This window comes from Glutamicibacter sp. 363 (assembly GCF_052379505.1).
In the GTDB taxonomy this organism is placed as follows: Bacteria; Actinomycetota; Actinomycetes; order Actinomycetales; family Micrococcaceae; genus Glutamicibacter.
The window spans coordinates 128216-140348 of the sequence record NZ_JBQSYR010000003.1 but is presented as its reverse complement, the minus strand read 5'-3'; the positions used below and the strand labels follow the sequence as shown (position 1 = coordinate 140348).

Sequence of the window (12133 nt, the reverse complement as noted above, 5' to 3'; positions counted from 1 at the left end):
CAGCCCCGCGCACGTCAACGGTTGAGGTTATTGGCGTTCAACCAGTTCTGCGAATCCGTGCTGGGTTCCGGTGGCTAACCCGAAAGCCACCGGCCCAGGAGCCGAGCAGCAGGAGTCCTCCTGCGCTGGCGCTTCGGCGGCGGAGGCCGCAGGCACATCGCAGGAGTTGCCGGTGTCGGTGGAGCACACTCCGGTTTCCGGCAAATCCAGTTCCACCTGATCCGCCGCGGTGCGGTCCCCGGACAGGGCGGCGGCCAGAGAACGAACCTGCTCGTAGCCGGTGGCCAACAGGAAGGTCGGGGCACGGCCGTAGCTCTTCATGCCGGCAATGTAGAAGTTCTTCTCCGGGTGCGCCAGCACCCGTTCCCCGTGGGCCGAGACGGTGCCGCAGCTATGGAACTCGGGATCGATCAGCGGGCCCAGTTCACGCGGCGCTTCCACCGCGAGATCCAGGTCCAGGCGCAGCTCGGAAAGCATGCCCAGATCCGGACGGAAGCCGGTGGCAGGCACCACGAAGTCAACTTCGAGCTCGCGCCCATCGGCAAGCAGCACCTGCAAATTCTCTGCCGCGTGCAGCGCGCGCACCGAGACGTGTTCGAGCAAGGTCACCTGTCCGGTCTCCACTTGGCGGCGCAGGCTTGTGCCCAGCTGGCCGCGAGCCGGCAGTTCATCGGCGGAGCCGCCACCATAGAGGCGCACCGGATTAGCCTGCCCGCGCAGTCCCCAGAAGATTTGGGTTTCCGGATTCTGCTGCTTCAGCCGCCCCAAGAGGATCAACGTGTTCGCGGCCGAATGCCCGGCCCCGAGGACCAGCACCCTTTTGCCCGCGAAGCGCTGCGCGTCGGCGCCCAGCGGATCCGGCAAGGGCGAGGTGATGAAACCTTCGCTTCTCGCCGCGTCCTCACCGAGCGCGCTGAGCCCAGCGCGGCCAATCGGATTTGGAGTTTCCCAGGTGCCGGAGGCATCGATGACCGCACGCGCTATCAGTTCGGACTCGCCGTCCGCGGTTTCGACCCGGACCAGGAACAACGAATCATCGCGGTCCGCCGAGCGTCCCTTGTCCAGCCCACTGCCCTCGGCGCTCACCCGGCTGACCGCGGTGACCCGCTGCCCGTAGCCGATGACTTCGCGCAGCTGCGGGTGGGCAGCCAACGGCTCAAGGTAATCGGAGACCAGCTCGTCCCCGGTAGGCAGGCGCTTGGGATTCGGTGCCTCCCAGTCGCCAGCGTAGTGTTCGGTCGGAGTTTCAAGCAGCCGGCGGCTGGCTTCATCGATGTTGTAGCGCCAGGTGGAGAACAGCTTGATATGCCCCCACTGCCTGATGGCGGCTCCAGCGCATGCTCCGGCTTCCAGGATGCGCACCGCCTGTCCGCGTTCGAGCAGGTGTGCTGCGGCCGCCAAGCCGATGGGGCCGGCGCCGATGACGGCAACGGGGAACTGGGATTCCATGATGTTCCTTCGCTACAAACTCTAGGCTTTGTTTTCGAGCAATTCGGTGATGAGGTTTTCGATGCGTGCGCGAATCTCGTCGCGGATCGGACGCACCCCATTAATGCCCTGCCCTGCAGGGTCCTCAAGCACCCAGTCCTCGTAGCGCTTGCCCGGGAAGACCGGGCAGGTGTCTCCGCAGCCCATGGTGATGACCACGTCGGATTCCTTGACCGCTTCGGTGGTCAGCACCTTGGGCACCTCGGCGGACATGTCGATGCCCACCTCGGTCATTGCGGCCACGGCGGACGGGTTGATTTCCGCGGCCGGAGCCGAGCCGGCCGAGCGGACCTCGATGCGTCCATCGGAGAGGTTGGACAAGAACGCTGCTGCCATCTGCGAGCGGCCGGCGTTATGCACGCAGACGAACAGGACCGATGGCTTCTTTAGAGAAGTAGACAAGATCTTAGCCTTTGCTAGGTGCCGAGTTGGCGAGGACTTGGGTGGGGAAGAATTTGCGTGACCAGAGCGCCACGTAGACCAGGGCGACCAGAATTGGCACCTCGATCAGCGGTCCGACGACACCGGCAAGCGCCTGGCCGCTGGTGACACCGAAGGTGGCGATGGCCACCGCGATGGCCAGTTCGAAGTTGTTGCCGGCCGCGGTGAAGGACAAGGTGGTGGTGCGCGCGTATCCGAGCTTCAGCGTCCAGCCGATCAGCATGCTGGCCCCGAAGACCACCACGAAGTAGGTCAGCAGCGGCACCGCCATGCGGGCCACATCCCACGGACGGGAAATGATGGTATCCCCCTGCAGCGCGAAGAGCAGCACAATGGTGAACAGCAAGCCATAGAGCGCCAACGGGCCGATCTTCGGCAGGAAGCGCGACTCGTACCATTCGCGCCCCTTGGCCTTTTCGCCCAGCGTGCGGGTGAGGAATCCGGCGAGCAGGGGGATGCCGAGGAAGACCAGCACCGAGAGCGTAATGGCCCAGACGGAGAATTCGGCGCTTGTGGTTTCCAGCCCCAGCCAGCCCGGCAGCACCTGCAGGTAGAACCAGCCGAGCACGCCGAAGGCGAATACCTGGAACACCGAGTTGATCGCCACCAGCACCGCGGCCGCTTCGCTGTCACCGCAGGCCAGATCGTTCCAGATCAGCACCATGGCAATGCACCGGGCCAGGCCGACGATAATCAGGCCGGTGCGGTACTCGGGCAAATCGGGCAGGAATACCCAGGCCAGCACGAACATGAATGCCGGGGCAAGGATCCAGTTGATCAGCAGCGAGGTAATCATCAGCTTCTTATCGCCGATCACCCGATGCGTCTGGTCGTAGCGCACCTTGGCCAAAACCGGATACATCATCACCAGCAAGCCGATGGCGATAGGCAGTGAAACTCCGGCGACTTGCAGGGAGTCCAATGCCTCGCCCAGCCCGGGAATCACGCGCCCCAGAGCCAGGCCCAGGACCATTGCGGCGAGGATCCAGACGGCTAGATAGCGATCAAGGGTGGACATTTTTGCTGCCACCTTGGCGGTGTCAACGGGCGCTGCAGATTGACTCACGTGTACATCCAAATCATTAGACATCGAAGAATATCGATATACCTAGTATGATGAGGTGTATCGAAGGTTGTCAATATGATCGATCTGCCGTAGCCGTTCAGGAAGAAACACAGGGATGCCACAAAACGTCGTACTCGAAACCAACCGCACCGACCCGGCACAGGGCCCCGGTTGCTGCGTGCCCGAAAGCGGCCAACCATCGCTGAACGCGTCCGATGCCGAGCACTTGGCCGCGCGCTTCAAGGCGCTGGCCGATCCAAACCGGCTGCGCATCCTGTCCATCATTTCTTCCAGCGCCGAAGCCGAAACCTGCGTCTGCGACTTCTCCGAACCGCTGGCGCTCAAGCAGCCCACGGTCTCCCACCATCTGAAAATCTTGGTGGACGCGGGCCTCTTGCACCGTGAGAAGCGCGGAGTCTGGGCCTATTACTCCGTGGTTCCCGGAGCCCTGGGAGAACTAGCCCGGACCCTGGAACTCAAGAGCTAGCTCAACACCCAAATGGGGAGGCGTACCGGTATTTTCCGGCGGGCAAGCTTCGCTCATCAAAAACGCGAACCATGAAGTTATCTCCCCACGAAGGCTGCGTGGGAATAATGCCGCGGGCAATGGCCGGCTCGTAGCCGAAGCGCTGGTAGTACTTCGTCGCTCCCAGCAACACAATCCCGGAAATGCGTTCGTTTTCCGCGCGGTCCGCGATGGCCTGCATCAGCGCGGTCCCGGCGCCCATATTCTGGTATTCGGGAGCTACAGCAAGAGGCCCGAGACCCAGCAGGCTATGTTTGCCATCGACCGAACCCCAGGTGGCGATCACATGTGCTATCACCGTTTTGTCGTTCGTCGCCACCAGCGAAAAGGTCGGCGAATAGGCGTCGCAATCAAAAAGCCGCTGCACTAATCCGACCTCAATCGGCTCGACCAAATGGTCGCCCTTACTGAAGGCCGCATGCGTCACAGCGTAGATTCCCGCCCTGTCATCAAAGACTTCTTGCCTGATCTGCATGATGGATAACTTACCAAAATTGTGGGTCCGATGAAGACTCGATAGTTCACAGGATCTCACGTCCACGTGGGATCACGCAGATTAAATCCATGCCCTATAGGTGAATTTTGCATTGTCACTCGTCGCAATAAACAACAATCGGCAGACGAACTTCGCGCAATAAGTCGCTTGAACCCTTGCCCACACATGGTCAAGGATGGTCGAATGAATTATCATCACTCGGACAACGGAGCGACACGAGATGCCCAAATATTCTCGCACGAAGCTTTTAATGGCTCTTTCCGTCAGCACGGTACTCGCGCTCGGAGTACTGCCCGGACCGGCCATGGCCTCCGGCCAATCAAGCGCGGTTCAGACCGCTGCGAGCTACACCTCGGTGCCCGTGGCCGCGGCCAGGACGCTGGACCGGAATCCAAGCCACCTCGATGTCTTCGTCAATAAGAGCTACCCGCTGAAGCCAGCGAAATACGTACCGAAGACCAGCAAGGTGCCGGGAACCGGCATCAGGCTGCGCCCGGAGGCGACCAACGCCTACAACAAGATGGTCAAGGATGCCAAGAAGTCCGGGGTCCACATCAAGCTGATCAGCGGCTACCGCTCCTATGACCGCCAAGCGCAGCTGTTCAATCAATACACCAGGATGTATGGCAAGAAGTATGCCGAACGCATCTCCGCTAGGCCCGGCACCAGCGAGCACCAGACCGGACTAGCCGCAGACGTAGGAAACAGCAATGGTGCCTGCGCCCTGCAGTCCTGCTTCGAAAACACCCCCGTCGGCAAATGGACGAAGAAAAACGCCCACAAGTATGGCTTCATCCTGCGCTACCCCAAAGGCCAGGAGGCGGTCACCGGATACGCGTACGAGCCCTGGCACTTCCGCTATGTCGGCACCTCGTTGGCCAAGTCCTACACAAATTCGGGCGCCAAGACCCTGGAGCACTTCCACGGTGTGGCCGCCACCAAGAAGAACCCTCCCAAGTCCGGCAAGGGCACCGCAACAACCACCGCGAACCTGAATATGCGCACCGGAGTGGGGACCAGCAATCGAGTTGTCCTCACGATCCCGCGAGGCAAGACCATCAAGCTCACCGGCTCGAAGAAATCCGGCTGGTACCAGGTCAGCTACAACTCGAAGAGCGGCTGGGTCTCTGGCACTTACCTGAGCAACGTGTCCATGCCGAAGACCTCGAAGCCCAAAACCGAAACCAAGAAGAAACCGGCGCCGGAGAAGAATACCGGTTCGGCGAAGAAGACCACCGCAAATCTGAACATGCGCACCGGTGCCGGAACGAGCAACCGCGTCATCCTCACGATCCCGAAGGGCAAGAGCGTCAAGGCCACGGGCAAGAGCAAATCCGGCTGGCTGCAGGTGACCTACAAGTCGAAAACCGGCTGGGTCTCCGGGACGTACGTGGCCAATACCTCCGCGCCGAAAAAGTCCAAGCCGAAGGCCGAAAGCACGCCAAAGAAAAAGTCCAGCACCAAGCAGACCACGGCGAACTTGAATATGCGCACCGGCAACAGCACCAAGAAAAAGATCATCCTGACCATCCCGAAGGGCAAAAAGGTCGAAGTCACCGGTTCGAAGAAGTCCGGCTGGTACCCGGTGAAGTACAAGTCGAAGACGGGCTGGGTCTCGGGAACTTATCTTAGGTAGGATCCCTCGCGGCACACAATAATCCCGGTAGCATCAAGGCAGACCCCAGCGTTTATGAGGATCTGCCTTGATGCTTTATTGATTAGCCATGCTCCGGAATGCGGATCCCGAAGCGGATGTCACCGCCGAGCGAATAGTAGTCCTCCGTCGTTACTGGGGTGCGGTTACGTGCCCGTCCAATATGCCTTGGACGACCTTGCGGTATCGCTCTCCATGGGTCACTTCCGAGGCGGTCCCTGGCCCGAATCTCTCGTTGTAGTATCGCGAGATATTGCCATTGTTCGCGCCGGAGTAGTGTGGCAGCAGAACTACCTTGCCAGGATAGCCGCGCTCGAGCGCCAGCTGCTGCACAAAGTCATGGGCCTGTTTTCCCAAAACTAGTAAGGTCGGACTGGTGGCCCCCAGCGCGTGCACTTCGGCCAGCAGCGCGTCGAAATCGGATGCCGCAGGCACTGCCTGACTGGCATCGGGGTCGAAGACATCCTTGACCAGATCGGTCATGTAGGCTCCCCAGACAGCGGTTCCGCGGAACGCCTCTCCCAGAATATGGTCATTGGATTTCACACTGGTGTGAAAATTCGGAGGTCCTCCGGCTGCACGCTTGCTGCCGCGGTTCAGCGCCACCACAACGACCTCGGCATGCAACACGTCAAGCATTCCCGGATCTTCAGAGGGAAAATGCAAGTTCTCCCCGGTAACCGGTGCCGTTCCCGACGCATCGCCCCACACGGCCCACGTTCCGTGCTCGCTTTCCAAACTTTTCGCATACAGCTCACGAGTGATAGCCATCGTTCGTCTGTTCCCTTCCGCAAACCTTCTCATTGAATAAGCGCCCCAGTCAGCACCTATTCATCAAGGTAACGAGAAACTGGTGCCCAGTGTACGAAAATCACCGATGCTGCTCGATTCCGAACAAACCCGCACAATTTACGCCGCTCAATGCGGCGCTATTGAGTAAACCTCCGCCGGGTCGCGCTGCGGTTGAAAGATCTCCGCCGCGCTCGTTGCCTCAGACTTCGCCCTTTGGAAGCGGGGAACAAAGACGCTCCAGCAAGGCCGCGAGCGGAGCCGGGAGGTCCTCCAGCGGCACCGCCTGCGCCAGCAGCCGCGCGTAGCGCACCTTGTTGCCGCTGCGCCCGCCGAAGAATCGGGCCAGCTGGCGTTCCAGTGGCTGGTTCCGCTGGTAGGGCTGGGCCTGCAGGCGGCAGAAGGACCCCAGCTCCCCCTGCCCGGCGATCACCGCTTCGACGCCCAGCGGTCCGAGCGCCCGGATGAATTCGAATTCCAGATCGGGGTCGCAGACGAACACCGTTGCCAGTACGCGTTCGAAATCGCGCCGCTCGGCGGCGTCCACCAGGCCGAACAACTGCGCGCCCTCCAGTTGCACGGCGGCACGGCGGGCGCCCTTGGATCCGCCCACCGGCAGCACCTGCGGGACGGGCATCTGCAGCCTTGCGGCCAATGTCCGCACCGCCACCGCGTCACTTTCACCTTCGACCAGCACGATCCTCATGAAGTCGTGGAATCACAGCCGCCATAGTTCGCCCAAGCCCGCTCGGGATCGGATGATCCGGGCGATCAGTTGCCCACCAGCGCCTTGACCGTGGCCACCACGGCGCTGGCTACCTGGCTGATTTCGTTTTCCTTAATCCCCCGAGTGAAGGACAGCCGAACGGCGGTGTGCGCCAGCTGCGCCTCGTAGCCCATTGCAGTTAATACCGCCGAGGGGTCGGTGCTTCCAGCCGAGCAGGCCGAGCCCGAGGAACAGAGCACCCCGCGGCGTTCCAATTCGATCAGCACGGTCTCCCCCGCGGTGCGCGGGAAGACGAAGGAAACGATCCCGCCCACACGCTGCGCTCGATGCCCGGTCAGCTGGACCAGGCCTTCTTCTTCGGAGTTGAGACCCTTGCTGATGCGTTCAATCAGGTACTCGCCGTAGCCGTCTCCTGTGCCGGCCAGGCGCTGTTCGGCGCAGACCTGCAGGGCGCGGGCGAGGCCCACCGCGGCGGCCGGATTTTCGGTGCCCGAACGCACCCCGCCCTGCTGCCCGCCGCCGTGCAGCAGCGGCACCAGCGCGTGATCTTTGGAGAAGTACAGCACTCCGCTGCCCTTGAGCGCACCGATCTTATGCCCGGACAGGCTCAAGGCATCCACCTGCGAGGCTAGCTGCGCCAGATCCAGCCAGCCGGCGGCCTGCACCGCATCGGTATGCATGAGCGCCCCGGCCGCCCGAGCCAGCTGGGCGATTTCGGCGATCGGCTGGATCGTGCCCACCTCGTTGTTCACCGCCATCACCGACACCACTGCAACCTGCTCGTCGATCAGCGCCGCCGCCTCATCGAGGCGCACCATCCCATACGCATCCACCGGAATCATCCGGTGCTCAAATCCGTGGAAGTTCACCAGATAGGCGCAGGCCTCGAGCACCGCCGGATGCTCGATGGAGCTGGTCACCACGACCTTGCCGCGCGCCGCCGCGAGCGCGGCGCCGATGATCGCGGTGTTATCCGCCTCGGTACCGCCGGAGGTGAAGTAGATTTCCGGCTCGGTGACGCCCAATGCGGCCGCAACCTGCGCGCGAGCCCAGTCGTTGGCGCGCTTGGCCTGGTGCCCCAGCTCGTGCAGCGAGGCGGGATTGCCGAAGTTGCTGGTCAGCAGCGGGGTGACCAGGTCCAGCACCTCCTGGCGCGGAGGAGCGGTGGAGGCGGCATCCATGTAGATCATGCAACCACCATATCCAGCCCCAGGTCGATGGCCTGCACCGAGTGGGTGATCGCCCCGGAGGAGATGATATCCACCCCGGTCTCGGCGATGCCCGCCACCGTCTCGGCGCGCACATTGCCGCTGGCCTCGATGATCGCCTGCCCGTCGATCAGCTTGATGGCCGCCGGCAGATCCGCCAGCGCAAAGTTATCCAGCATGATCACATCCACCTTCGCCGCCAGCACCGCCGGAAGCTGGTCGACGGAGTCCACCTCCACCTCCATGGCGGTGGTGTGCCCCAGCCGGGCGCGCACCGATTTCAACGCCGTGGTCAGTTCCTCGCCGTCATCCAGCAAGGCCAGGTGGTTGTCCTTGGCCATGAACGCCTCGGAGAGGTTGTCGCGGTGGTTCACTCCGCCGCCGCAGCGCACCGCATAGCGTTCGAGCACGCGCAGCCCCGGGGTGGTTTTGCGGGTATCGGCGATCCTTGCGTTGGTGTGCGCCACCAGGTCCACCAGCTGACGCGTGGCGGTGGCGATCGCGCTCATCCGCTGCAGCAGGTTCAGCGCCACCCGTTCGGCGGTCAGCACCGAGGCGGCCGGACCGGCCACCGTCAGCAGCCTGTCCCCGGTCTCGAAGACGTGCCCCTCCTTGACCAGCTGGACCACGTGGATCTCCGGGTTGACCATTTTCATCGCCCGGGCGAAGACGGCGCCGCCGGCCATGACCCCTGCCTCGCGGGCCCGCACCGCGGCGGTGGCCTTGGCCCCGGCGGGCACGATGGTATCAGCGGTCAGATCCCCGCGCGGATTGTCCTCGGCAAAGGCGAATTCGAGGATGCGGTCGATGGCCGCGGTGGGCACCGGGTGGATTGGCTGGTTCACGCGTTGACTTCCTTGCTTTGTGGCCGGCTGCCGGTGTGCTGCGCAGCATCCAGAACCCAGCCGTATCGTGTGGTGGTGTGCTCGCCCGGGCTCGCGCCGTCGAGCCGATGGTGCGCGCCGAGGCTGGCCCCGCGCGCGGCGGCCGCCTGGGCGACTATCCGCGCGGTGATCCAGAGGTTGCCCAGTTCGATCAGTTCGCGCCGCCCCTGGGCCACCGGGGCGCTGGAGCCCAGCACCCGGATCAAGGCTTGCAGGCCCTGCCCGGTGCGGTGCACGCCGAGGTGCACGCTGGCCAGCGCCTGCAGCTGCGGCAGTTCCAAGGGCGCGTCGGTGCGACCCGGCGGCAATGCGCAAAGCTCCACGTTATCCAGCTCGCAGGCGCTTCCGGGCTCGTCCCGGGCCATGGCCGCCACCGCCTTGCGGGCGAAGACCATCGCTTCGAGCAGCGAATTGCTCGCCAGCCGGTTCGCCCCGTGCACGGTGGTGTTCGCGCATTCCCCCGCCGCATAGATCCCGGGCACGCTGCTGCGTCCGTGGGTATCGGTGTGGATCCCGCCCATGGCATAGTGCTGGGCGGCCACCACGGGAATCGGCTCCGCGGCCAGGTCCAGCCCGGCGTCCTTCAGCCGCGCAGAGATCGAGGGGAAACGCCGCGCCAGGAACCCGGCTCCGCGCGCGGCTTCCACACCCCGGGCGTCGAGGAGCACCCGGTGCCCGGCGAGGTTCTGCGCGTGGATCGCCCGGGCCACCACATCGCGCGGGGCAAGCTCGGCCCGCTCATGGAGTCCGGGCATGAAACGCTGGCCGGTTTCGGTGATCAGGACCGCTCCCTCGCCGCGCACCGCCTCGCTGATCATTCCGGCGCCCGGGTACGCCGAGGGGTCCACCAGGGTCGGGTGGAATTGGATGAATTCGGCGTCGGTGATCACCGCGCCGGCTCGGGCGGCCAGAGCGATCCCGTCCGCGGTGGCGCCCTTCGGGTTGGTGCTCGCCTGGTAGAGCGTGCCCAATCCCCCGGTGGCCAGCAGCACCGCGTCGGCTTCCAGCATTAGCTCTTCATCGCCATGCAGGTAGCGGACCGCAGCGAGCCGCTGGGCCGAGAACTCTAGCTCGATGGCCAGCGCATGCTCGATGATCTCCAGTTGCCCGGCCGTCTGGGCGGAGCGCACAGCCTGCCTCAGCGCCTCGATCAACCCCGCACCGGTGGCGTCCCCGTCCACGTGCAGAATCCGGTGCGCGCTATGCGCCGCCTCCAGCCCCAACTGGTAGCTTCCATCCGTGTTCCTGTCGAAGGCCACGGCGTGCTCTTCCAGGCTGGCGACCAGGTTGCCGGCCGCGCCGCACATTTCCTGCACGGCATGGTGCCCGCAGTGCCCGGTCCCGGCCTTCAAGGTGTCCGCCACATGGGTCTGTACGCTGTCTCCGGCGGCCAGGCCTTGTGCCGTCACCGCCGAGAGCCCGCCCTGGGCGAGCTTGCTGTTCCCGTCCCCGAGCGCGTCCTTGGTCAGCACCGTCACCGTCAAGCCCAGGCGCACGGCTTCCAGTGCGGCGCTCAGCCCGGCGACCCCGGAACCGATAATGACGATCCGCTTCCCGGTGCTTTCATTCATGGCTTGGCCGCGAGCATGCGGTCCAGGGCGATCCTGGCGTCTGCCTGCTGGTTTTGAGGCACCCGGATCTGGTTGACCACGCGTCCTTCCACGAGTTCCTCCAGCACCCAGGCCAGATACCCCGGGTGGATGCGGTACATGGTGGAGCAGGGGCAGATCACCGGGTCCAGACAGAAGATGGTGTGCTGCGGGTATTCGGCCGCCAGCCGGTTGACCATGTTGATCTCGGTGCCGATGGCGAACACGGTCGGCTCGGTGGCCTCGGCGATGGCCCGGCGGATGTAGTCGGTGGACCCTGCCTCATCGGCGGCATCCACCACCTCCATCGGGCATTCGGGGTGCACGATCACGCGCACACCGGGGTAGTCCTCACGGGCCTTGGCGATCTGGTTGGTGTTGAAGCGCTTGTGCACCGAGCAGAACCCGTGCCAGAGGATCACCTGCGCCTCGCGCATGGTTTCCTCGCTGTTTCCGCCCAGCGCCTTGCGCGGGGTCCACATCGGCATGTTTTCCAGCGGCACCCCCATGGCCTTGGCGGTATTGCGGCCCAGGTGCTGGTCCGGGAAGAACAACACCCGGCGCCCGCGCTCGAAGGCCCATTCAAGCACCGTCGCGGCGTTCGAGGAGGTGCACACCAGCCCGCCGTTGCGTCCCACAAAGGCCTTCAGCTCGGCCGAGCAGTTCATGTAGGTCACTGGAATCACCGGCATCCGGCCGTCATCTTCTTCATCCCGGTACAGCTCGGTGAGCTCATCCCAGCACTGCTGGACGCTGGGGCCATCGGCCATATCGGCCATGGAGCAGCCCGCGGCCAGGTTCGGCAGGATCACCGCCTGCTCGGGGCGCGAGAGAATGTCGGCGGTCTCGGCCATGAAATGCACGCCGCAGAAGACGATCGCCTCGGCCTTGTCACGGGTCAGCGCTGCATTGGCCAGCTGGAAGGAGTCGCCCACGAAGTCCGCGTACTGCACCACCTCGTCGCGCTGGTAGAAGTGCCCGAGGATCACCGCGCGCTCTCCCAGGGTTTCCTTGGCGGCGCGGATGCGGGTATCGAGTTCGGCATCGCTGGCCTTGAGGTATTCCTCCGGCAAGCTGCCCTGCACCGGGTAGCCGGACGGGATCTGGTCCTCCTGCGAGGCGCCCGGACCGTATCCGGCCGGGGTGTCCCAGGGATTGGAGGCCAGTTCGGTGGAGCAGGTGGAGCCCGGGGCCAGCAGGGTCAGCCGGGTGATGTTCTGCGCCACGGATCCGGAGTTGTTATCGGTGAGTTGCGTGCTCATGGT

At 64.0% G+C, this 12133-nt stretch carries 12 protein-coding genes; 2 read left to right on the top strand and 10 right to left on the bottom strand.

Annotated features, from left to right (window positions below):
• Positions 1 to 27 precede the first annotated feature (27 nt).
• The 3 genes from ACT3UA_RS03170 to arsB are packed head-to-tail and all read right to left on the bottom strand — an operon-like array spanning position 28 to position 2947.
• Positions 28 to 1449: an FAD-dependent oxidoreductase gene (locus ACT3UA_RS03170; RefSeq protein ID WP_096288543.1), complete on the bottom strand. Its 1422-nt coding sequence runs from the start codon at positions 1447 to 1449 to the stop codon at positions 28 to 30.
• A 21-nt stretch (positions 1450 to 1470) separates the two neighbouring features.
• A complete protein-coding gene (locus tag ACT3UA_RS03165; RefSeq protein WP_096288540.1) occupies positions 1471 to 1890 on the bottom strand; it encodes an arsenate reductase ArsC in 420 nt (139 codons plus the stop codon).
• A 4-nt stretch (positions 1891 to 1894) separates the two neighbouring features.
• The gene (arsB, locus tag ACT3UA_RS03160) at positions 1895 to 2947 is read right to left on the bottom strand and encodes an ACR3 family arsenite efflux transporter (protein WP_255248525.1); all 1053 of its coding nucleotides are present in this window, start codon (positions 2945 to 2947) and stop codon (positions 1895 to 1897) included.
• Positions 2948 to 3110: 163 nt separating this feature from the next.
• Between arsB and ACT3UA_RS03155 the strand changes: the two genes are divergently transcribed.
• Positions 3111 to 3482 carry an ArsR/SmtB family transcription factor gene (locus ACT3UA_RS03155; protein ID WP_096288535.1) on the top strand — a complete coding sequence of 124 codons (372 nt, stop codon included), beginning with the start codon at positions 3111 to 3113 and terminating at the stop codon, positions 3480 to 3482.
• Position 3483: 1 nt separating this feature from the next.
• On the opposite strand, the gene ACT3UA_RS03150 is transcribed toward ACT3UA_RS03155, so the two are convergent.
• On the bottom strand, positions 3484 to 3996 hold the full coding sequence (locus tag ACT3UA_RS03150) for a GNAT family N-acetyltransferase (protein WP_444615504.1): 513 nt from the start codon (positions 3994 to 3996) through the stop codon (positions 3484 to 3486).
• Positions 3997 to 4267: 271 nt separating this feature from the next.
• Here ACT3UA_RS03150 and ACT3UA_RS03145 point away from each other — a divergent pair, with 271 nt between their 5' ends.
• On the top strand, positions 4268 to 5653 hold the full coding sequence (locus ACT3UA_RS03145; protein WP_444615503.1) for a D-alanyl-D-alanine carboxypeptidase family protein: 1386 nt from the start codon (positions 4268 to 4270) through the stop codon (positions 5651 to 5653).
• A gap of 150 nt (positions 5654 to 5803) precedes the next feature.
• Here the strand turns inward: ACT3UA_RS03145 and ACT3UA_RS03140 are convergent, their stop codons facing one another.
• The 6 genes from ACT3UA_RS03140 to nadA form a co-directional block, all read right to left on the bottom strand.
• Positions 5804 to 6442 carry a hypothetical protein gene (locus tag ACT3UA_RS03140; protein ID WP_096288528.1) on the bottom strand — a complete coding sequence of 213 codons (639 nt, stop codon included), beginning with the start codon at positions 6440 to 6442 and terminating at the stop codon, positions 5804 to 5806.
• A gap of 220 nt (positions 6443 to 6662) precedes the next feature.
• Positions 6663 to 7166 carry a hypothetical protein gene (locus ACT3UA_RS03135; protein ID WP_096288526.1) on the bottom strand — a complete coding sequence of 168 codons (504 nt, stop codon included), beginning with the start codon at positions 7164 to 7166 and terminating at the stop codon, positions 6663 to 6665.
• Between the two features lie 65 nt (positions 7167 to 7231).
• The gene (locus ACT3UA_RS03130; RefSeq protein WP_444615502.1) at positions 7232 to 8377 is read right to left on the bottom strand and encodes a cysteine desulfurase family protein; all 1146 of its coding nucleotides are present in this window, start codon (positions 8375 to 8377) and stop codon (positions 7232 to 7234) included.
• On the bottom strand, positions 8374 to 9240 hold the full coding sequence (gene nadC / locus ACT3UA_RS03125; RefSeq protein WP_444615501.1) for a carboxylating nicotinate-nucleotide diphosphorylase: 867 nt from the start codon (positions 9238 to 9240) through the stop codon (positions 8374 to 8376). Before nadC ends, ACT3UA_RS03130 begins: the two co-directional genes overlap by 4 nt.
• The gene (locus tag ACT3UA_RS03120; protein WP_444615500.1) at positions 9237 to 10850 is read right to left on the bottom strand and encodes an L-aspartate oxidase; all 1614 of its coding nucleotides are present in this window, start codon (positions 10848 to 10850) and stop codon (positions 9237 to 9239) included. The genes nadC and ACT3UA_RS03120 overlap by 4 nt, the downstream gene beginning before the upstream one ends.
• A complete protein-coding gene (nadA, locus tag ACT3UA_RS03115) occupies positions 10847 to 12130 on the bottom strand; it encodes a quinolinate synthase NadA (protein WP_444615499.1) in 1284 nt (427 codons plus the stop codon). Before nadA ends, ACT3UA_RS03120 begins: the two co-directional genes overlap by 4 nt.
• Positions 12131 to 12133 lie beyond the last annotated feature (3 nt).